Source organism: Streptomyces sp. NPDC059832, from assembly GCF_042731715.1.
GTDB lineage: Bacteria > Actinomycetota > Actinomycetes > Streptomycetales > Streptomycetaceae > Streptomyces.
This window is the reverse complement of the sequence record NZ_JBHWIY010000016.1, coordinates 145,152-165,037: the sequence shown is the minus strand read 5'-3', so window position 1 is coordinate 165,037 and position 19,886 is coordinate 145,152. Positions and strand designations below refer to the sequence as shown.

At 67.4% G+C, this 19,886-nt stretch carries 21 protein-coding genes and 3 pseudogenes; 15 read left to right on the top strand and 9 right to left on the bottom strand.

Annotation, left to right across the window (positions count from 1 at the left end):
• Window positions 1-143: 143 nt before the first annotated feature.
• From ACFV8T_RS27020 to ACFV8T_RS27010, 3 genes are all read left to right on the top strand, one after another.
• Window positions 144-2,210, top strand: coding sequence for a discoidin domain-containing protein (locus tag ACFV8T_RS27020; protein WP_385332181.1), 2,067 nt, complete (start codon window positions 144-146; stop codon window positions 2,208-2,210).
• A gap of 223 nt (window positions 2,211-2,433) precedes the next feature.
• Window positions 2,434-4,494 (top strand): alpha-galactosidase, encoded by a 2,061-nt coding sequence (locus tag ACFV8T_RS27015; RefSeq protein ID WP_385332179.1) that lies wholly within the window; start codon window positions 2,434-2,436, stop codon window positions 4,492-4,494.
• The gene (locus ACFV8T_RS27010) at window positions 4,491-5,918 is read left to right on the top strand and encodes an MFS transporter (protein ID WP_385332177.1); all 1,428 of its coding nucleotides are present in this window, start codon (window positions 4,491-4,493) and stop codon (window positions 5,916-5,918) included. The genes ACFV8T_RS27015 and ACFV8T_RS27010 overlap by 4 nt, the downstream gene beginning before the upstream one ends.
• Here the strand turns inward: ACFV8T_RS27010 and ACFV8T_RS27005 are convergent.
• Complete coding sequence (locus ACFV8T_RS27005; protein ID WP_385332175.1) at window positions 5,887-6,510, bottom strand: TetR family transcriptional regulator; 624 nt, start codon at window positions 6,508-6,510, stop codon at window positions 5,887-5,889. The two genes, ACFV8T_RS27010 and ACFV8T_RS27005, sit on opposite strands and share 32 nt — an antisense overlap.
• Before the next feature lie 61 nt (window positions 6,511-6,571).
• Between ACFV8T_RS27005 and ACFV8T_RS27000 the strand changes: the two genes are divergently transcribed.
• A complete protein-coding gene (locus ACFV8T_RS27000) occupies window positions 6,572-7,906 on the top strand; it encodes a GH1 family beta-glucosidase (RefSeq protein WP_385332172.1) in 1,335 nt (444 codons plus the stop codon).
• A 28-nt stretch (window positions 7,907-7,934) separates the two neighbouring features.
• On the opposite strand, the gene ACFV8T_RS26995 is transcribed toward ACFV8T_RS27000, so the two are convergent.
• Complete coding sequence (locus tag ACFV8T_RS26995; protein ID WP_385332170.1) at window positions 7,935-8,621, bottom strand: MFS transporter; 687 nt, start codon at window positions 8,619-8,621, stop codon at window positions 7,935-7,937.
• A gap of 95 nt (window positions 8,622-8,716) precedes the next feature.
• Between ACFV8T_RS26995 and ACFV8T_RS26990 the strand changes: the two genes are divergently transcribed.
• From ACFV8T_RS26990 to ACFV8T_RS26965, 6 genes and pseudogenes are all read left to right on the top strand, one after another.
• The gene (locus ACFV8T_RS26990) at window positions 8,717-9,229 is read left to right on the top strand and encodes a hypothetical protein (RefSeq protein WP_385332168.1); all 513 of its coding nucleotides are present in this window, start codon (window positions 8,717-8,719) and stop codon (window positions 9,227-9,229) included.
• Between the two features lie 52 nt (window positions 9,230-9,281).
• Entirely contained in the window at window positions 9,282-9,428 is a 147-nt protein-coding gene (locus ACFV8T_RS26985; protein ID WP_385332165.1) for a hypothetical protein, read from the top strand.
• Window positions 9,429-9,582: 154 nt separating this feature from the next.
• Window positions 9,583-9,717 (top strand): hypothetical protein, encoded by a 135-nt coding sequence (locus ACFV8T_RS26980; RefSeq protein WP_385332163.1) that lies wholly within the window; start codon window positions 9,583-9,585, stop codon window positions 9,715-9,717.
• 668 nt (window positions 9,718-10,385) lie between these two features.
• Complete coding sequence (locus ACFV8T_RS26975; RefSeq protein ID WP_385332160.1) at window positions 10,386-10,736, top strand: hypothetical protein; 351 nt, start codon at window positions 10,386-10,388, stop codon at window positions 10,734-10,736.
• 338 nt (window positions 10,737-11,074) lie between these two features.
• A pseudogene (locus ACFV8T_RS26970) lies at window positions 11,075-11,308 on the top strand (aminoglycoside phosphotransferase family protein); the annotation flags it as partial.
• 648 nt (window positions 11,309-11,956) lie between these two features.
• A complete protein-coding gene (locus ACFV8T_RS26965; protein ID WP_385332158.1) occupies window positions 11,957-12,358 on the top strand; it encodes a PPOX class F420-dependent oxidoreductase in 402 nt (133 codons plus the stop codon).
• Between the two features lie 123 nt (window positions 12,359-12,481).
• On the opposite strand, the gene ACFV8T_RS26960 is transcribed toward ACFV8T_RS26965, so the two are convergent.
• From ACFV8T_RS26960 to ACFV8T_RS26950, 3 genes are all read right to left on the bottom strand, one after another.
• Entirely contained in the window at window positions 12,482-12,685 is a 204-nt protein-coding gene (locus ACFV8T_RS26960) for a hypothetical protein (RefSeq protein WP_385332155.1), read from the bottom strand.
• Between the two features lie 216 nt (window positions 12,686-12,901).
• Entirely contained in the window at window positions 12,902-13,141 is a 240-nt protein-coding gene (locus tag ACFV8T_RS26955; RefSeq protein ID WP_385332152.1) for a hypothetical protein, read from the bottom strand.
• Between the two features lie 336 nt (window positions 13,142-13,477).
• Window positions 13,478-13,939, bottom strand: coding sequence for a transposase family protein (locus tag ACFV8T_RS26950; protein WP_385332202.1), 462 nt, complete (start codon window positions 13,937-13,939; stop codon window positions 13,478-13,480).
• Between ACFV8T_RS26950 and ACFV8T_RS26945 the strand changes: the two genes are divergently transcribed.
• Complete coding sequence (locus ACFV8T_RS26945) at window positions 13,841-14,278, top strand: hypothetical protein (protein ID WP_385332205.1); 438 nt, start codon at window positions 13,841-13,843, stop codon at window positions 14,276-14,278. The genes ACFV8T_RS26950 and ACFV8T_RS26945 overlap by 99 nt on opposite strands.
• 104 nt (window positions 14,279-14,382) lie before the next feature.
• Here the strand turns inward: ACFV8T_RS26945 and ACFV8T_RS26940 are convergent, their stop codons facing one another.
• Window positions 14,383-14,922, bottom strand: coding sequence for a GNAT family N-acetyltransferase (locus tag ACFV8T_RS26940; RefSeq protein WP_385332150.1), 540 nt, complete (start codon window positions 14,920-14,922; stop codon window positions 14,383-14,385).
• 185 nt (window positions 14,923-15,107) lie between these two features.
• Between ACFV8T_RS26940 and ACFV8T_RS26935 the strand changes: the two genes are divergently transcribed.
• Window positions 15,108-15,470, top strand: coding sequence for a helicase associated domain-containing protein (locus ACFV8T_RS26935; RefSeq protein WP_385332147.1), 363 nt, complete (start codon window positions 15,108-15,110; stop codon window positions 15,468-15,470).
• 279 nt (window positions 15,471-15,749) lie between these two features.
• Here ACFV8T_RS26935 and ACFV8T_RS26930 read toward each other — a convergent pair whose 3' ends face one another.
• Window positions 15,750-16,361, bottom strand: a complete 612-nt coding sequence (locus tag ACFV8T_RS26930) for a DUF3592 domain-containing protein (protein WP_385332145.1) — start codon at window positions 16,359-16,361, stop codon at window positions 15,750-15,752.
• A 263-nt stretch (window positions 16,362-16,624) separates the two neighbouring features.
• Between ACFV8T_RS26930 and ACFV8T_RS26925 the strand changes: the two genes are divergently transcribed.
• Complete coding sequence (locus ACFV8T_RS26925) at window positions 16,625-16,948, top strand: hypothetical protein (protein WP_385332142.1); 324 nt, start codon at window positions 16,625-16,627, stop codon at window positions 16,946-16,948.
• A 142-nt stretch (window positions 16,949-17,090) separates the two neighbouring features.
• Here ACFV8T_RS26925 and ACFV8T_RS26920 read toward each other — a convergent pair whose 3' ends face one another.
• Together ACFV8T_RS26920 and ACFV8T_RS26915 are read right to left on the bottom strand one after the other, a co-directional pair.
• Entirely contained in the window at window positions 17,091-17,330 is a 240-nt protein-coding gene (locus ACFV8T_RS26920; RefSeq protein ID WP_385332200.1) for a chitin binding peritrophin-A domain-containing protein, read from the bottom strand.
• A gap of 15 nt (window positions 17,331-17,345) precedes the next feature.
• Window positions 17,346-17,534, bottom strand: a complete 189-nt coding sequence (locus tag ACFV8T_RS26915) for a hypothetical protein (protein ID WP_385332139.1) — start codon at window positions 17,532-17,534, stop codon at window positions 17,346-17,348.
• Between the two features lie 255 nt (window positions 17,535-17,789).
• Between ACFV8T_RS26915 and ACFV8T_RS26910 the strand changes: the two are divergent.
• Both ACFV8T_RS26910 and ACFV8T_RS26905 read left to right on the top strand, forming a co-directional pair.
• Window positions 17,790-18,472 (top strand): annotated as a pseudogene (locus tag ACFV8T_RS26910) (IS6 family transposase); the annotation flags it as partial.
• Between the two features lie 70 nt (window positions 18,473-18,542).
• Window positions 18,543-19,589 (top strand): annotated as a pseudogene (locus ACFV8T_RS26905) (transposase); the annotation flags it as partial.
• Between the last annotated feature and the right edge of the window lie 297 nt (window positions 19,590-19,886).

Sequence of the window (19,886 nt, the reverse complement as noted above, 5' to 3'; positions counted from 1 at the left end):
GTTCTCGATGTCGTCCGGGGGCCGGCGCGCAGAGTCAGCAGCGCCCACGACCGGCCCCAGAGTCAACCCCCGAAGGACTTACGAACTCAACCACTAAGTTATGAGCAGAACATGAGTCCCGCTCACATTTAAGGATCTACGCGATGACCATCGTTCAACCTCCGCGCCGCAGACTCAGATCCCTCACGGTGGTGTCATTGCTCCTCGCCGTGATGGCCCTGGCACTCGGCCCGATACCCAGCTCCGCGGCGGAGCCCAACTGGTGGGATCCGACCGCCCGGCCCACACCCGACGCGCAGATCGACGTCAAGGGCGAGCCTTTCAAGGGCACCGACACCCAGGGACGTGTAAGGGGCTTCGTCGACGCCCACGACCACATCATGTCCAACGAGGGCTTCGGCGGCCGACTGATCTGCGGCAAGCCGTTCTCGGAGCAGGGCGTCGCCGACGCGCTCAAGGACTGCCCCGAGCACTACCCCGACGGCACGGGCGCCGTCTTCGACTTCATCACCAAGGGCGGCGACGGCAAGCACGACCCCAACGGGTGGCCCACGTTCAAGGACTGGCCCGCCCACGACTCGCTGACCCACCAACAGAACTACTACGCCTGGATCGAGCGGGCATGGCGCGGCGGCCAGCGGGTGCTGGTCAACGACCTGGTCACCAACGGCGTGATCTGCTCGGTCTACTTCTTCAAGGACCGCAGCTGCGACGAGATGACCGCCATCCGTCTCGAGGCGCAGAAGTCGTACGACATGCAGGCCTTCATCGACAAGATGTATGGCGGCCCGGGTAAGGGCTGGTTCCGGATCGTCACCGACAGCGCGCAGGCCCGCGAGGTCATCAAGCAGGGCAAGCTGGCCGTCGTCCTGGGGGTCGAAACCTCCGAGCCGTTCGGCTGCAAGCAGATCCTGGACATCGCGCAGTGCAGCAAGGAGGACATCGACCGCGGCCTCGACGAGCTGTACGGACTGGGCGTGCGGAGCATGTTCCTGTGCCACAAGTTCGACAACGCCCTGTGCGGGGTGCGCTACGACTCCGGCGCCCTCGGCACGGCCATCAACGTGGGCCAGTTCCTGTCGACCGGCACCTTCTGGAAGACGGAGACCTGCCGTGGCCCGCAGCACGACAACCCCATCGGCAACGCGAAGGCACCCGGGGCGGAGAAGCAGCTGCCGGCGGGGGTGGCCGTCCCCTCGTACGCCTCGGACGCGCAGTGCAACACCCGCGGGCTGACCGGCCTGGGTGCGTACGCGGTGCGCGGCATGATGAAACGCCACATGATGCTGGAGCTCGACCACATGAGTGTCAAGGCCGCGGATCAGGCCTTTGACATCCTCGAGTCCGAGTCGTACCCGGGTGCCATCTCCTCGCACAGCTGGATGGACCTGGGCTGGACCGAGCGGCTCTACAAGCTCGGCGGGTTCGCCGCCCAGTACATGAGCGGCTCCGAGGCGTTCAGCGCGGAGGCCAAGCGCACGGACGCGCTGCGCGAGAAGTACAAGGTCGGCTACGGCTACGGTACCGACATGAACGGTGTCGGCGGCTGGCCGGGCCCGCGGGGCGGGGACACCCCGAACCCGGTCAAGTACCCCTTCCGCAGCACGGACGGCGGCTCGGTGATCGACAAGCAGACCACCGGCGAACGCACATGGGACTTCAACACCGATGGCGCCGCGCACTACGGCATGGTCCCGGACTGGATCGAGGACATCCGGATCGTCGGCGGGCAGGAGGTCGTGGACGACCTCTTTTCCGGCGCCGAGTCCTACCTCCGCACCTGGGGCAACACCGAGAAGCACAAGTCCGGGGCGAACCTGGCCTCGGGTGCCACCGCCTCGGCGTCCTCGTCGGAATGGTGGAACCCGTTCGTCAGCTTCGCGCCCGGCAAGGCCGTGGACGGCGACAACGGCACCCGCTGGGCCAGCGAGTGGAACAACGACCAGTGGCTGCGCATCGATCTGGGATCCGCGGAGCCGGTCAAGCGCGTCACCCTCGACTGGGAGACGGCGTACGGGAAGTCGTACCGCGTCGAGCTGTCGGAAGACGGCACGACCTGGAAGGCGGTCTGGTCCACGGCCGCCGGTGACGGCGGCCTGGACACGGCACGTTTCGCCGGAACTCGGGCGCGCTACGTACGAATCCAGGGGCTGGAACGCGGCACCCAGTGGGGCTATTCACTTCGCGAGGTCGGCGTCTACGCCAACTGACGCACCCGTGAGGCGGTGTCCAGGGCCGGGGCCGGCCGAATCAGTTCTCCTGATCCGGCCGGCCCCGGCTGACTTCCCCGGCGCGTTCGCCGACCGATCCGCGCGAAGCGCAGGGAACCACGCGCCGCGAAATTCGATAGCCCCCGTCAGGGGCTTGGCGTTGCGGGCTCGCGTGCCTAACGTATGAACGGAACATGAGCCCTACTCACGTTTGAGGATTTGCGTGATCACTCACCACTCCGAAGCCCGTCTCTGGCTCCTGAGCACTCCCGGCACCTCTTACGCCTTCCAGCTGGATGCCGACGACATCCCCCGGCACGTGCACTGGGGCCGGCCGCTGCCCCTGGAGCAGGCCGTCGTGATCGCGGCCGACCTGCCCGACGAGGACCCCGGCAGCGACGACCCCGGGGGTGAGGAGTACGTGGTCGAGGGCGGCCTGCGGTTCGGGGCGCCGTCGCTGACCGTCCGGTTCGACGACGGTGTCCGCGGCTTCGAGTGGCGGTTCCTCTCGTACACGGTCGAGAACGACCTGCTCACGCTCTCCTTCACCGACCGTGTCCGCTCCCTCGGCCTCGACCTGCACTACCGGCTCCGGGACGGCCATGACCAAATCGAGCGCTGGGCCGTCCTCACCGCGGACGAGCCGGTGGACGTCCTGCGGTTCGACTCCGCCGCCTGGACGCTACCCGCCCGCGACGACTACCGGGTCAGTCATGTGGTGGGGGAATGGGGCCGGGAGTTCCAACTCCGGCGCGACCGCGTGCCCGTCGGGGAGACCGTGTTCACCAGCCGCCTCGGCATCACGGGACAGCACGCCGGGCCGTGGCTGATGCTCGATGCACAGGACGCCGCCGAGGAGCACGGCGAAGTCTGGAGCGCGGCCCTGGCCTGGAGCGGAAGCCGCCGGATCACCCTGCGCCGCGACGCCTACGGCCGCGCCTCCTGGACGGGAGGGTTCGGCCACGAGGGCCTGGTCTGGAAGCTTGCCGCCGGCGAGCGTCTGGAGACCCCCGTCTTCACCGGGCTGTATGCCCCCGACGGCTTCGGCGGCACCAGCCGCCGCTGGCACGCCTACGTCGAACGTCAGGTGCTGCCCGCCCGTCCTGCCGAACGCCCTTTGGTCTTCAACTCCTGGGAGGCGACCGAGTTCGACATCAGCGAGAAGCAGCAGACCGAGCTGGCCGACCTGGCCGCGGGTCTCGGCGTCGAGGTCTACGTCGTGGACGACGCCTGGTTCGGCGCCCGCACCAGCGACATGGCCGGGCTCGGCGACTGGTGGCCCAACCCCGACCGCTTCCCGAACGGCCTGGGCCCGCTCGCCGACCACGTCCGCGCACTGGGCATGGGCTTCGGCCTGTGGGTCGAGCCCGAGGCAGTCAACCCCGACAGCAACCTCTTCCGTGCGCACCCCGACTGGATCCTCTGCCAGGAAGGCCGTACCCGCACCCAGCGCCGCCACCAGCACGTGCTGAACTTCGCCCGCCGCGACGTCCGGGAATGGGCGGTCGACTGGCTGGTCAGGACCGTCACCGAGCTGGACGTGGCCTTCCTCAAATGGGACATGAACCGGCCCTTCAGCGAGGCAGGGCAGCCCGGGGCCGCCGACCCCGACCGGGTCTGGATCGAGCACACCCGCGGGGTCTACGAGGTGATGGACCGGCTGCGCGCCGCCCGTCCCGGCCTGTACCTGGAATCGTGCGCGGGCGGCGGCGGCCGGGCCGACCTGGGCGTGCTGGCCCGCGCCGACCAGATCTGGACATCGGACAACACCGACGCCGCCGACCGGGTCGCGATCCAGCACGGCCACTGCCAGCTGCTGCCCGCCCGGACCATGGGCGCCTGGGTCACCGACAGCCCGCACAGCTTCACCGCCCGCCCGACCTCAGTCCGGTACCGCTTCCATGTCTCGATGGCTGGGGCGATGGGCATCGGCGGCAACCTGCGGAACTGGAGCGAGGAGGATCTGGGTTGGGCCCGGATGCTGGTCGAGCAGTACAAGCGGATCCGGCCCGTGGTGCACGGTGGCGTCCTGTACCGCCTGGAGCACGACGCCGTGCAGTACCTCACCGAGGACGAGGTCGTCGTCTTCCAGTTCCAGCCGTCCGCGCCGACCCGCTCGGTCGCCCGCACCCGGCTGAAGGGCCTCGACCCCGACGCCCGATACCGGGATGCGACCACCGGCGCCGTCCACGAGGGCGCTGTCCTGCTCAGCCACGGTCTACCGCCACTGCTGTCCTTCGACTGGACGAGCGAGCTCGTCCACCTCAAGAGAGTGCCCCGATGAGCCTCGCCCCTGAGCGGCCCGAGGCCCTCGCCGAGCCGACCCGCAAGGTCGGCCCTGGCTGGGTCGCCCTGTACGTCCTGGCCAACGTCGGGATGTTCATTCCCATGCAGGCGCCGACCACGTTCCTGATGCCCGAGCAGATCGCCCAGATCGACCCGGCGGGGAAGGTCGGCAGCTACGCCTGGGTCAGCATGATGGGCGCGATCTCGGGAATCGTCCTCGCGCCGCTGACCGGCGCACTCAGCGACCGCACCACCAGCAGGTTCGGCCGCCGCCGACCGTGGATGATCGGGGGCTCGCTGGTCTGCATGGCGGCACTGGTCTGCATCGGCATCCAGACGACCGTCGCCGGGGTCGCGCTCGGCTCCCTCGTGCTGTCCGCCGGCTTCATGATCATCGGTGCCGGACTCTCCCCAGTGGTGCCCGACCAGGTCCCGGTCGCCCAGCGCGGAGCGGTGCTGGGCTGGGCCATGGTCCCGCAGGCCGGCAGCATGATCGCGGGTGGGCTACTGCTCGGGCTGGTCACGGGCTTCTCCGCGCAGTACATGCTGATGGCCGCTTTCCCGCTGCTGATATTGCTGTTCGCGACCACCATGAAGGATCCACCGCTTCCCAGCCGGCACCGCGAGCCGTTCTCGCTGCGTACCTTCCTGGACGGCTACCGGATCAGCCCGCGCAAGCACCCCGACTTCACCTGGGCGATGAGCTCCCGGTTCATCATGGGGCTGGGCTACGGGATGGGCACGCTCTACCTGCCGTACTTCTTGGACGACGTACTGCACTACGAGCAGTTGTTCCCCGGCCAGTCGACCGAGGACGGCCTGCTCATCGTGATCGGCGTCAACTGCCTGGCCACGATCTCGACGGTCGTCCTCAGCGGCTGGCTCTCCGACAAGCTGGGCAAGCGGCGCATGCTGGTCTTCCTCGGCGGCGTCACGATGGCCGTCGCCGCGGTCCCACTCGCGCTGTCGCCCACGTGGACCATGACGCTGGTCTCAGCCGTCATCCTGGGCCTGGGCTACGGCGTGTACCTGGCCGTCGACACCGCCCTGGTCACCGAGGTGCTCCCCGCTTCTGCGGACCGCGGCAAGGACATGGCCCTGGCCAACCTGATGACCTCCCTGCCCTACGTTCTCGTTCCTCCGATCGCCTCAGTCGTGCTCGGCGGGCCGGGGGGGCTATCGCTCGCTGTTCCTCTGTTCCGCGGCCATGTCCGCGCTGGGCGCGGTATTGGTCTGGAAGGTCAAGGCCGTCCGCTAGCACTCAGGAGGACGGCGGCGTCCTCCGGCAGGTCCAGGGCATCACCCGACGTGGCCCGCAACAGCGCCCAGGCGGCTCCAGCCATTCGCACCTCCGGTCGCGAAGCACGCCTCGACCACTACTACTTGCCAGTCACCGGCGTCGATCGTTCAGATAGTTGTTGAGGACTCGCTTGCACTCAGCGATCAGCTGGGCGTCGCCCTGCGGATCGATACGGAAGGCGAGTTTCAGCACGCTGTCCGCGCACTCCAGAGCCACCCGCACCGCGATCTCGAATTCGGCGTTGTCCTGGGCCCCGATCAAGGAGGCGGTCAGTGAGCGCAGCCTTCCGGCGACCGCAGTGTTGTTGTCCAGAGTCGGCTCCAGGATGTGGTCCTGTCCCGCCGCGCCGAAGTCGACCACACCGAAACCGGTGATCGTCCGGCGCATGGTGACGAACTCGTCGACGGTCACATCCACGATGCCCGAGATGCCTTCGGGCTCCTCTCGCTCCAGCCGGTCCGCGACCCGCCCCAAGAAGGACTCCAGATTGCGGGCGGCGAGCGCACCGATCAGCCCCTCCTTGTCGGAGAAGAACTGGTAAAGGGTACCGATGGGCACCTCGGCCCTGCGGGCCACCTCCTTGGTGGTCAGTCCTGCATAGCCGACCTCGTCAAGGAGTTCGGCGCAAGCGTCCAGCAGCCGTTCGAAGCGCTCGGCGCTGCGCTTCTGGACTGGCAGTCGGCGCAGCGTCCCTGCGATGCGATCTTGATTCACGCTTCCATCATCCCATCGAACAGGTTAACGTGAGCCCTGCTCATGTTTCAGGAGGTTAGACGTGACACTGGACCATCTCCCTGCGGACTTCATCTGGGGCGCCTCGACGGCGTCGTATCAGATCGAGGGCGCCACCAAGGAGGACGGCCGCGGACCCTCGGTATGGGACACCTTCACCGCCCGGCCCGGCACAGTCCGCGACGGGCACACCGGCGACGTGGCCTGCGACCACTACCACCGGTACGAGGAGGACATCGCGCTGATGGACGAGGTGGGCCTCACCGGCTACCGCTTCTCCATCGCCTGGCCCCGGATCCAGCCGACCGGCACAGGTGAGGTCAATCCTCGGGGGCTGGATTTCTATGACCGGCTGGTCGACGGCCTACTCGCACACAGCATCGAACCTGTCCCGACCCTGTTCCACTGGGACCTCCCGCAGGGCCTCGAAGACAGCGGCGGCTGGCTGAACCGCGACACCGCGCACCGCTTCGCCGAGTACGCCGCCATCATGGCCGACAGGCTGGGCGACCGCGTCCAGAAGTGGATCACACTCAACGAGCCTTTCATCCACATGGTCTGGGGCTATGGTCTCGGCACTCATGCGCCGGGCCGCACCCTGTTCCTGGACTGCCTGCCGGTCGCCCACCATCAGCTGCTCGGCCATGGCCTGGCGCTGAGAGAGCTGCGGGCACACGGCCTCCAGGTGATGATCGCCAACAACTGCACCCCGGTCTGGCCCGCTTCGGACGCCCCCGCCGACCGCGCCGCCGCGCGAGCCTATGACAACCTGCACAACCGCCTGTTCAACGACCCGATCCTCACGGGCACCTACCCGGACCTGTCGGTCTTCGGCGCGGACGCGACCCTTGGCGGCTCCGTCCGGGACGGCGATCTCGAACTGATCTCGGCCCCTTTGAGCGCGCTCGGCATCAACTACTACAACCCGACCCGGATCCAGGCGCCGACGTCCGAGGGGCTGCCGTTCGAAGAGGCCCCCATCGAGGGCTACCGCCGCACTGCCTTCGACTGGCCCGTCGTCCCCGACGGCCTACGGGAACTGCTCGTCGACCTCAAGGAGCGTTACCCGGCACTCCCGCCGGTCTACATCACGGAGAACGGCTGCTCGGCCGAGGACGTCGTCAACGCGGACGGCACCGTCCTCGACCTCGACCGCATCGACTACTTGGACACCCACCTCCAGGCCGTCGACGCCTCCGTGGCCCAGGGCGTGGACGTGCGCGGCTACTTCACCTGGACCCTGATGGACAACTTCGAATGGGCCGAGGGCTTCCACCAGCGCTTCGGTCTCGTCCACGTCGACCACGACACCCAGGTCCGCACCCCGAAGGCGTCCTTCGCGTGGTACCGCGACCTCATCCGTGCTCAGCGTGGATGAATCGGCAGGAACATCACATCCCTCCGCCTCAAGACGACGTCAGGTGGGAGTTGTCAGCCAGGACGTCGAAGACTCCGTCGGGTTGGTTGGCCAGGGAGCGACGGGGCGGGCCGAGCCGGTGGTGTGCCGCCCCGCCTCCATTCGCTCGAACAGGCAGCTGGTCAGCGCTCGGGGGGAGCGGCAGGTAAGGGCCGTCCGAAGGTGACGGCCTCCTCGGGATGCGGGGTCGAGCGGAACTTGGCCACGCCTCGTCGTGGGCCAGGCCGGTCAGACGGGAAACCCGCCTGGCGAGCACGAGGGCAAGGACAGTACAGGTGGCGCGCCAGGTCAGGTGGTCGGCGAGCATGGCGGTCAGGGGTGCGAAGACGGTGGAGGCCAGTCCCCCGGCCAAGGTGACGATGGTGAGGGCGCGGACGTGGTCGGGGGCCCACCAGAGTGTCAGTGTGGCGAAGGCGGGCTGGTAGAAGGTGGCCGCCACGGCCAGTCCTGCCAGCAGCCAACCGGCGGAGAAAACTGGCGGGTTGGGTGCGGCGGCGATGAGGAGGAGGCTTGCCACGCCGAGGACGGAGCCTGCGGTCATGACGGTGCGCGGGCCCCGGTGGCCGATGATCCGGCCGACCCGGATTCCGGCGAAGGCGGACACGAGAAGGGCTGCGGAGAACGCACCGCACGGGCCCGCTGTCCGCCACCACCGGGCCCCGGTCTCCAGCCTCACGCCGGCCGCACCGTACGCGCAGCCCGAGAGGCCCAGACGGAGGCCGGGCCACCGGTCATGGGGCTCGCGCGATGCCCCGTGACACAATGCCGTGCATGAACGAACCGGCCACGACGGCCATGGTCCGGCAGGTGCGCCAGCGATGGCGCGACCGGGAGGCGCCCGACGGGGACTTCATCGTGTTCGCCGACGGCTCTCTCACCGTGATGGATCTGCTGCGTATGCAGCCGCCCGACCGGCTCGACGATCCGCAGGCCGAGAGCTGGCACTGGCTCGAGGCCCTGCGCGCCACCGAATGGAGTACCGAAAGCTGGGTGGAGGTCGACTCCGCGCTCGCCACGCACACCCACGAGGGAAGCCGCGCCTGGGCGGGAGAGTCCGCCCATCACGGATCCATCGGCTGGGTCGCGCTGACCCGGGACGACGACGAGAGCACCCTGGAATGGCTCGCCGTCTCCAACTGGTCCAATCCGTTCCACGAAGTCACCCTGGACGACACCGCGGTGACCGCGGTCAGCACCTCCGGCCGGATCTGGACCTTCCCTCGGAACGCGCCCCAGAAAGTAAGGATCACCAACGACCCGGCCTACCCGGGCCGTCGCCGCTGAGCGCACCGCCTCCCCCACGATGACCGTCCTCGTGATACGTCGATGTGCCGATGTGCCGTCAGGCAGCCGCGCGGAGGCGACCTCGCCCGCCGTCCGCACGCTCGCCACCGCCCTGGCCCTCGACACACCGCAGGACACCGACGTCCAGAACATCTACGAACAGATCCGCACGGCCTGGGCCACAGCTGGGATCTGCTGACCATCGCCGCCCCGTCCCGGCCAGTCGCTACGGCGTCCGAGGGCAGCGTCGGGGACTTCGGCTCTCGTGATCGAGTCAGCTGTCGCTGTCTCGATGCCTCACACGGTGGTGTGTGGACTCGCGCCGCAATTCGAACTCCTGCTCTGCTGAGTGAGTGACGTCCTTCCGCTTCCCTGACGGCCTGATCGAGCTCAAGCGCCAACAGATCCGCACCTACAACCGGCTCGCTCCGCGCCCCACGATCGGGGCGGCCGAGCTGCGGCGGGAACTGATCCGGCTGTCCTGCTGATCAGCGCCCACCGCACTGGGCGAAGCACGGCTGCAGCACGGCGAGCCGGGTCGAGTTGTCCCGGGCGGCCCAGAGCGGACCGGACGGAGCACGGGAACTGGTCGTGCGCTGGACCGGCGAGGAGTTCTCCGTCACCGCGCCCGGGACACGACCCCGAGCGCGCGGGAGGCTCGCCCGGAGAACCGGCGATCCCTGTCGGCGCGACCGGGCCGGCAGCAGCTCCGGCCGACGTCTTTGTGGTGCGATCACACCCACCCCGCACAAGGATCGGATTGCGCACGGGTGTGCGGCTGGTGACGATCGACGAGATCCACCGGCTCAATCCCCGTACCACCACCGGCGCCCAGAGCGCCGACCTGCTGAAGGACCTGACCGAACGCATCGGCGCGACGTTCGTGTACGCGGGCATCAGCCGGCCGACGGGCCCAGCGCAAGAAGGCCGCGCACGCCCTGGTCCACGAACTCCTCGCCCAAGGCCGCTCCCGCCGGGTGATCGCCCGGCACCTGGGTTGGGTCCTCAACTCCGTGCTGCGCTACGCCAGCGCCGCGCGCTGGCAGGACACCCTCCGCGACAACCGGCCCCGCCCCAGTCGTCTGGACCTCATAAGCCCCACCTGGACCGCCGGTTCACCGAGAACTGCACGAGCGTCACCCAGCTCCACCGCGACTTGGTCGCCCAAGGCGCCCCGGTCACCTACGGCATGGTCCGCGCCTACATCGCCACCCCGCGCGCTGTTCCGCCGGACGCGCCGCCCCCGTCGCCGTCCGCGCGAAAGGTGACCGGCTGGCTCACCCGTCACCCCATCTCCCTCAGCGAGGAGGACCGAGCGGGCTTGAAGGACGTCCTGGCCCGCTGCCCCGAACCGGACACCGTCGCCGGGCATATCCGCGACTTCGGCGAGATCCCTACCGACCGCCTCAACGTCACCCTCCCTGCTGGATCGACGCCGTCGACGCCAGTCAGCTGCCCGGCCTCGCCGGCTTCGCCCTCCACCTGCACCGCGACTTCGACGCCGTGACGCCGGACTCACCCTGGACTGGAGCTCTGGCGCCACCGAAGGTGCCGTGAACCACATCAAGAAGATCAAAAGGCAGCTCTACGGCCGAGCTGGATTCGAACTACTCCGCAAGATGATCAAGCTTCAGTGACCGCCGGTGACGGCTCCCGGCGATTACCGCCAGTGCCCGCTGACGGGGCTTTCCAGGCTGTGGCCACGGCTCGATGCGGGTGCCTGAACGGCGTTTGCGGCAGCTTCGAGACGTGCCATTGACTCGGCACAAGGAACAGAACGGGGTTGCCATCGCCTTCGAGGAAGGGCTTTCGCGCGTGCCGCCGTCCGGATGATGAGGTGGCACGGTGACCAACCATGATGATGCGGCAGCTGTCCACCCGTTGACATTGGCTTGGGTGAGTCGGCACCTGGAGGTCGGCGAACGGATCGTCAGAACCGAGGCGCTGCACGGCGCCATCACCGCCGAAATGCGGAGGCTGACCATCGGCACGCGGGACAGAGGCACCCGTGACCTGGTACTGCTGACCTTCGTCAACGTGGAGCACGCCGAGGACTGGCTGAACAGGGAGCCGCCGGCGCCCTGACCCTGCAATTGGTGGCGCGGCCATGGAGGGAGGCTGGGAGGACAGAGCTGACGACGCGAGCCGTGGAGGAACGGCTGGATGCCTACATCACCGCCCTGATGGACACCCTGGGCTGAGCCAAGGCGGTCCGGGGCGCGGCCCCGGCGGCCAACCGCCATTGTCTGTGGCCTACCTCGATTCGGACAGCGGCATCGCCCACCGTGACCGCTCCCCCAGATCTGTGCCAGAACCCAGTAGTGACGTCGCTCGTCGATGAGTCTGGGAGGTACCCCTTTCCACGGACGGGCGGTGTTGATGAGTTTGGAGGCACTGGGCCTCTTGCTGGGTCAGCATCCGCTTTTGGTGGAAGGTGCTGGTCATGCCGCAGACGTCGATCGTCGAGCCGTACGCGGCGATCCGACCTGACCATCGCGGTGGCATATCGATGCGGGAGCTTGAGCGCAAGCACAAAGTGATGCGGCGGACGGTGCGGAAGGGACCGGATTCGGCCTGGCCGGAGCCATGCAAGTAGCCGCCGGCCCAGGCAACCGCTCCGGATCGGTACATCCGGTGATCGAAAGTTCAGGGTACGGGGGGGCCTGGTTCCCTGTCGCGGTTACGGTTGCCCCAGCACCCCACCGAACCGACCCCTGGAGAACCCCCGTGCCCGTACCCCTCGGCGAGGACGTGGTGGCGCTGCTGCGCCGCCCCAGCACCTGCTACATCGCTACAACGATGCCCGACGGCTCGCCCCAGCTCACCCAGACCTGGGTCGACACCGACGGCGAGCACGTCCTGATCAACAGCGTCGAGTCGCATCAAAAGACCCGAAACATCGCGCGCGACCCGCGGGTGGCCGTCACAATCTCCGACCCCTCGGAACCGACCTCCTACATCCAGATCCGCGGCCGTGTGGCGCATGTGACCACCGAGGGGGCGGTCGACCACATCGAGGCGCTCGCGCAGAAGTATCTCGGCGGGCCCTACCCATGGTTCGGAGGCCGCGACCAAGTCCGGGTGATCTATGTGATCCAGCCCGAGCGGATCAGCAGCCCCCGCGGCTGATGATCGTGATGTCCAGGTCTTCCACCCCCGCCCCACCCCTTTGAACAGGCAACTCAATGCTCGGCGGGACAACCTACCGATCGCCCGGTTCGGTGACATCGATCAGCCCTCGTTGAGGCCGGGTTAGCGTAGGGCGTTCATGAAGACAGCGCGATTGATGGCTGTGTGGTCGTGTTCACGCCGAGACCAGTCGATCCTTGCGAGGATCTGCTCGCTGTCAGCCACGCGTGGCTCTGGGATGTTGAGGTGCTGGTGCCACCAGAGGGCGTTGCGGTTCTGGCGGTCAAGGACGGCGTCGACGAGGTTGAAGCGCTCGGAGATCTCCAACCCGTAGGAGGTGGCGAGAATTCGTACCTGGTCTGCCTGTGCGCGGGGAGGTGGGGCTTGCGCATCTTGATCCGGTTGACGTGCCCTTCGACCAAGCCCGAGTTCCAGGGCAGGGTCAGACCGGCGATGACGGCATCGCGGCCGATACCCGCAGCGAGAGTGTGCGGACCGGGCAGGTCGTCCTGGCGGACCGCGTGGAGCCACTGAGGGAGCCGTTCACCCTGGCGACGCTTCTTCCGGATGTAGGCGCTGACAATTGCCGTAGCTGCCCTGGTGGCCGAGCGGGACGATCTCCTCCCAGAGCTTCCAGGCGTTGGTGCAGCCCTCGTTCCAGCGGTCGTCCAGGTAGAGCTTGTACTCGTCCAGGACTGAGGTCCGGTTGCACTGCCACTGCCTGCGGAAGAGGTCTTCGGGCTTGGACGCGTCGGCAAGGCCTTTGACGGTGCGATGGGTCATGTGGAGTTGGGGGCCGATCGAACGGCGGCTGTGGCCGGCTTGCAGCAGTGCGTGGACGGTGGCGTGCCTGGCTCGGATGCGGTTGGCGAACCCGTCGCTCTGCCATGGGGAGGCCGGCTCTTCGGGCGGAGTGGGCTCGACGCCTTGTTCCTCTGCTGGTTCGGGGATGAGGACGCGCAGGCACTTGCGGTGGTGGGCGACGGCCCGTTCGGCGGCCTGGCCGAGGTTGTTCCAATGGTGCCAGCGGTCAGCAACCTGGGGCGCCCCGGCTGTGGCACCTTCCGCGAAGAACGGAGCCCGGTCCCCGGCAGACCACTTCGGTCTCTGGCCGCTTTGTCAGCCACTCGGCCAGGCTGGACGCCTCCCGGTCGGGCAGCAGATCCACTGGCCGACGGGTCTCGACATGGACCAGAACCGTGCCGTAGACGCGGCCCTTGCGCGTCGCGTACTCGTCGACGCCGACCACCCGCGGGGACGGTTTCTCCGGCTGGGGCAACGCGTGGAGCAGGCACAAGATCGTGCTTCGGCTGGCGGACACCCCGAAGGCCCGTGCCACCGACTGTGCCGCCGGGTCAGCCCCTGCAGTTGCTCGACGAACGTCCGCCGCCCGCACGGAGCGTCCCGACAGAAGAACCGGCGGACCCGCAGAGAGAGGACCACTTGCCTCCCCGCGCTGGGCACATCGGCAGGAAACCGCAGGTGGGAGCTGTGTATCCGGCTCGACCGGCTGGAACAGTCTGGACACGCAGCCCAGGCCGCCGCACACCGGGCCTCGACGTGTATTGCCTCGTTGTTCACGTCCACCGACAGCACCGTCACGTCCGCGATCGACGGGAACAACAGCTCCTGCAGCCGGAGCAACGACCTGTCGACGGTGTTGCAGAGATAGGTCGTGACGCGCGGACCGTTGCGGAATTTGAAGGCAGCACGGAAGAGGCGGAGACGGCTCTTGTGCAAGCAGCGACCACATACGAGCACAGCCACTGGAAGGTGCGCCGCCGGGAAATCTTCAAGTACTCCAGCCGGTCCTACTTCATTCGCATCCAGGGGCGGCTGGCAACCTACGGCTTCCTCATCCAGCTTGCTGAACTGGTGCACGACTCCGATGCGAAGCCAGTGGTCCAGCCGTTCGCCTGAAGGCCCGCCACCACAGAAGTTGAGCCAGAGTCCGAGATTCGACAGCGCTGGGCTCCGTCCCAACAGTGCTGTCGAGTTGCGGATCCGCGCTGTCGAACACGAGCTCAATCGGACGGCGTGACCGGGGACCACATGCCGAGCCACTGCTCGGCGTCCCAGGCCTGGAACCGCTCTACCTCGGTGAACCCCAGCTTTGCCGCGAGGCGCATCGAGCCGACGTTGGCGGTCTGGGTGGTGAGCACCACCGGCTCGCCGGGAAGGACGCCGTCGAACCAGTCGAGTGCCGCCGCGCACGCCTCGGCGGCGTATCCGAATCCCCACGCTCTCGGCAGGAACAGGTAGCCGAGATCGACCTTCCCCTCGGCAGCCGGGCGACGGTGCTCCGGTGCTCTCCTGAGCAGGATCTGGCCGATCATCGCCCCGTCGAGATCAACGACGAAGCTCCCGGGCCACCGCTCGGGCGCCCCGGGCATCTCGCGCTCAAGCTCCTCACGCGGCCGGGGGCCGCCGAGGTAGGTGTGCACCTCTGGCGAGGCGAGCAGCTCGATGAACGCCGCACGGTCCCGGGTCTCGGGCTCACGGAGCACGAGCCTCTCGGTCCTGATCGGGGCAGGCGGCCAGGCGACGGGTCCAAGATCAGTCATACCGGCCAGCCAATCAGCAGGCTCGGCAGCGATCAAGACTCGCGGACCGATCAACCCAGCGGCCCCCTGGGATGCAGGGTGGCATCGCTGCTTCCGGCTCGTCCAGGCCCACGTTCAGGGTGGTGGGGCCGTGCCCGTGGCCGCGGGTGAGGCAGTCGTCCAGGGCGAAGACCTCGGACGGTGGGGTGAACGCGCAGCGGCACGGATGGGAACGGCTCGCACCCGCCCAGCAATGGCTCCTGGAAAACATCCTTAGCTCGGAACCGGCCGGAGAGGACGAGCGGCCGGTGAAACAGACACAGGACACCACATGGTCCCTCAACCTCCGCGCCGCACAGCAGTACCACACACGCGAAAGACACCTGCGTGTACCCCGCGAACACGTTGAACGCTTGGAGACGGGCGGTGCTCCGGCAGGCCGTCAGGAACACGCTGACGGGGCCGAGATGGACAAGCTTGGCACAAGGCTCGACAACACCCGCAAGCGCGCCGACAAACTCACCGGACAACGCCGCGCGGACCTCGACAGGCTCGGTATGCGCTGGTAACCGATGAGAGGGAGGAACAGCATGAGCGATCAGCAGGAGGCATACGGAGTTGCGCGGGACCGACCGACTGTGAGTGAGGGGAAGTCCTCGATGGACTTCAGTACCTATCGGGGTTCTTCTGGCAGAGATCTACTGGACGTGTGAAGGCTGACTCGCGCTTGCTCCACCGGCAACTGCGTTCCAGATTCGTGTAATCGAGTGGGATCTCGATTTCTCGGTGGAGCCGGGGCTGCCGGCCGCATGGCTGGACGCGAACGGCGGACCGGCCTGGATGCCTACTCACTTTCCGGAAGGTTTGCCCCGGGTCCAGACCTGAGCCATGGCCTGAGCGACGTCCGGACTGAGATGCCGAGTGGCGATCTGGTCAATTTCATCGAAATTTCCCGTGTACCGCTTCGCGAGGCGCCCGAAAAGCCTCCGCAGGGCGATACCTGCGATTCCCAGCGGAACCATTGCTGCTGAGATGAGCAGCAATAGCAAATCGATAGTGTTCCTGGTGAGGGTATTCCAGTAGCCGAGGTCCGAGGGAAGGGCGACTGTGCCGGTATCGTTCGGGTCGTACACGACTACCATGGGGTATCCGTCCCTCACCTGATGTGTCTTAAATTGCAGCGGAGATTCAACGGAACGCCCGCCGGACGGGGTAAAGCGCACCCAGCAGGTGACAGACAGTTCGCCACCATTTTCGTCGTGGAGGGCTTGCCGGCATCTCGTGACATTCGCATGGGTCTGAACTCCATGGCTCTTCAGGGTAGATATCACCTTGGTGTGGTTCGGTATGATGAATATCGTGATCGCGACGAAGCCGCACAGCCCCACAACGATCATGGTGATGGATGTGATCGTTAGGTATCTGAGCAGATTGCGTGGACGTGCGGGCTTCGTACTCATCGGCTCCCTGACGTAATTGAATCAGTCGATACTGCTCTACCCCGTCCACCCGGGGCGCGATCGTCTCGCGACAGGCAAATTGACCACAACTCACGTGCGGGCCGTCATCCTTCGCCAGCTACCGGCGCCCTGGCACACTCGATGATCCGTCAGCAGCCGCCCCCGACCCACGACGCACGCCCACGCTCCACACCTGGGCCGTTCCCGGACTCGCCGCAGCCCACCAGCGTCTTCAGCATCACCCCCGGACTGCGAGTGCCTGGATGACGGCACGCGCGATCACCACACGCTGGTACGACCACCAGCAGCATCTGACCAGCCGGTGGCTGAACCGGCTGAACCACCTCGTGGTGGCCAACGCGCACTTGGACCGTGCAGGAAGCGCTTCAGCCGCGCTCCTGGCCCGTGATCCGGTGATCTACCCCGAAACTGTCATGCTCGCCCGCGTCCTGGCAACCCTGTCACCAGGCGCGCACCACACAACCAACAAAACCGTCGCCGGATCGCCCCACCGGCTCGGACTCGACATCCTGGCCCCCGCCACCGGCGAACCCCTGACCGCCTACCTCACCCACACACGCCCCTGACCAGCACAAACAAACCAGCCAGACATGGCGGAGAAACCGTCTACCCAGAGGCGTGTCATCACACCCACCCTCAAATACCAACCCAAAACATGAAACACCAGACCAGAGCGACCCAACTACCAGAGAACTAAGCACCGTCACATCAGTGAACGGACTCTCCGCTGCCGTCTCGCGAGGGCTTGACGATGGTGTGGGTGATGAACTGTCCCTGGATGTGCTTGATCTCCAGTCGCTGGCTTACGCCCGGGTCCGGAGAGCTCGCTGCCCGTCGGGCGCTGTGGGTCCGGGGCGGGTTCTGGCGGCCCGCCTGCTCGGGATAGTTACAGGTGAGCAGCGTGGTGTCCCAGTGCAGGCCGGCGGGACAGTCGAAGAGGTAGGCGATGCCGTTGCTGCACTCTCAGAACTTCGACGGGGCGGCGTCCGGGTAGTACTGCTCATCACCGGGGCACGGCTTGGTCACGTACGGCTCTCCCCCGTGGGCGGCGGGACCGGCCGCCACCGCCTGCGGCACAGCCGCCACACCCATGACCAGGCCGATGACCGCCGATGCCGTCATCGCCCGCCAAACGAACGACTTCGCCATCATGCGGTTCCCCTCTCGTCGGACCCGAGCCGGACACCCAATAGAGCGCCCCACTCCCGGGCAAGAAGCCATCATCGGCACAACGACACCCCGACGGCCCGGACACGGGGACGCACCAGCAGGTCCCCAACATCCAGCGGGCTTCCGGCAGGCATCTGCTCAGGCCCACCCCTGGTCCAGTACAGAACGGGAGGGCTCCGGCAGATGATCCGCCGGAGCCCTCCCGTTGGCGTCGTCACGTTGACTGACCGGCGTGGGATGATCTTCGCGGAGGTCGTATCGGGGAGGGGACTGCCCGTGTCGTCCGTGTCGCCGTCGTACCGGGGGCACCGGTACCCGTCGAGATCATCTCCCACTGCGTGTGGCTGTACCACCGGATTCCGCTGTCGCGCCGGGAGGTCGAGGAACTGATGCTCGAGCGCGGCGTGGTCGTCTCCTACGAAACCGTCCGGCGGTGGTACCTGAAGTTCGATCAGGCCTACGCCAACGCGCTGCATCGCCGGCGCTCCCGTCCCGGCGACAAATGGCACCTGGACGAGGTCTTCATCAAGATCAACGGTGAGCTGAAGCACCTGTGGCGCGCGGTGGACCAGAACGGCAACGTGCTGGACATCCTCGTACAGAACAGACGCGACAAGGCCACGGCCAGGCGTTTCTTCCGCGAACTCCTCAAGACCCGCTCGGTGCCGCGGGTGCTGGTCACGGACAAGCTCCGCAGTTACGGGGCCGCCCACCGCGACGTGATGCCTTCCGTCGAGCACCGCTCCCACAAGGGCCTCAACAACCGGGCCGAGAACTCCCGCCGGCCGACCCGGCAACGAGAACGCGCCATGAAGGGCTTCCGCAGCCTCGGCGGAGCCCAACGGTTCCTGTCCGCGTTCAGCGACATCTCACCCCACTTCCGGCCCCGACGCCACCTGATGACCGCCACCAACCACCGCGCCGAAATGACCGTCCGCTTCACGATCCGGGAACAGATCACCAGCACCGCCGGCCTGCCCGCCACGGCCCCAGATGATCCCCGGGTGGCCCTACTCTTTCGTGGCCGCTCTGGAGCAGGGTCGGACGTCGTGGACCGCCATGCTGGACGTGGTCCGGCTGTGTCCTTGGGACGACGCGACCGCAGTCACCGCAGCCCAGATCCGGGACATGTTCCAGCGACTGCATGGGGCGGGCCGGTGGCAGGTCGGGGATCCGTCCGTCCTGGTCGTCGCCGATGCCGGCTACGACGTGGCCCGCCTAGCTTTCCTGCTGGCGGACCTACCCGTGGAGATACTGGGTCGGATGCGATCGGACCGCGTGCTGTATTTCCCGCCCCCGCCGCAGCCGCCGGGCAAGGTCGGCCGCAAGCCCAAGCGCGGAGCGGAGTTCGCGTTCGAGGTCGCGGCAACCCAGCCGCCCCCGTCCGTCACCACGGTGACCGATACCACCCACTACGGGAAAGCCGTCGCCACTGCCTGGGACCGGCTGCACCCGCTACTGGTCCGGCGCTCGGCCTGGGCCGACTACCCCAAGGGAGAATTGCCGGTCGTTGAAGGCACCGTCATCCGCCTTCAGGTCGACCACCTCCGTGGAGACCGCAGCCCGAGGCCGGTCTGGCTGTGGTGGTCGGGCACCGCCGCTGCTGCCGGGGACGTGGACCGGCTCTGGCAGGCGTTTCTGCGCAGATTCGACCTGGAGCACACCTTCAGGATGATCAAGCAGACGTTGGGGTGGACTACACCCAAACTCCGCGAGCCGGCCGCCGCCGACCGCTGGACCTGGCTCGTCATAGCTGCCTATGCCCAGCTCCGTCTCGCCCGGCCCCTCGCGGAGGACCTCCGTAATCCTTGGGAACGGCCCGCACGTCGAGGGCGCCTCACACCCGCACGCGTCCGTCGAGGATTTCGCCGCCTCCACGGGACAACCCCTCAGCCGGCCAGAGCACCGAAATCCACCATTGCAGGCCCCGGTCGGCCAATCGGCCTGAAGAACAAGCACCGTGCACGCATTCACCCCGCCGGGAAACAGAGCAAACCGAACCCGCCCACCGCCCTCATCGCCAGCCCGACTGGATAAACGTCAAGCTAGGACGTCGCTGCCCCGCCCGCCGCGTCCCAGCCGTCCAGGAAGGCGGCGAGGCTGCGGCGCCGCTCTTCCTCCCGGAAGGCCTGGCGGGCAAGAACGCCGCAGTCGACGTACGGGACGGCGGCGAGGACCAGACGCTGGAGGCCCTCTGTCAGTGGTGCCCGATATCTGCTGTCCTGTCAGATACGCCACAAGCATGCCGGATCGCCAGGAGATGCGATTCATGGCTTTATCCACGAGTAGTGGCTCTGGCCCACATTCCGTGGAGGGCTGACGGAGTGTGATGTC

Excerpts from the sequence above, each read along its gene's own strand:
- ACFV8T_RS27020 (WP_385332181.1), top strand. The coding sequence starts at position 144 with ATGACCATCGTTCAACCTCCGCGCCGCAGACTCAGATCCCTCACGGTG.
- ACFV8T_RS27010 (WP_385332177.1), top strand. The coding sequence starts at position 4,491 with ATGAGCCTCGCCCCTGAGCGGCCCGAGGCCCTCGCCGAGCCGACCCGC.
- ACFV8T_RS26990 (WP_385332168.1), top strand. The coding sequence starts at position 8,717 with ATGAACGAACCGGCCACGACGGCCATGGTCCGGCAGGTGCGCCAGCGA.
- ACFV8T_RS26955 (WP_385332152.1), bottom strand. The coding sequence starts at position 13,141 with ATGACCCATCGCACCGTCAAAGGCCTTGCCGACGCGTCCAAGCCCGAA.
- ACFV8T_RS26940 (WP_385332150.1), bottom strand. The coding sequence starts at position 14,922 with ATGACTGATCTTGGACCCGTCGCCTGGCCGCCTGCCCCGATCAGGACC.
- ACFV8T_RS26930 (WP_385332145.1), bottom strand. The coding sequence starts at position 16,361 with ATGAGTACGAAGCCCGCACGTCCACGCAATCTGCTCAGATACCTAACG.
- ACFV8T_RS26925 (WP_385332142.1), top strand. The coding sequence starts at position 16,625 with ATGACGGCACGCGCGATCACCACACGCTGGTACGACCACCAGCAGCAT.
- ACFV8T_RS26915 (WP_385332139.1), bottom strand. The coding sequence starts at position 17,534 with ATGATGGCGAAGTCGTTCGTTTGGCGGGCGATGACGGCATCGGCGGTC.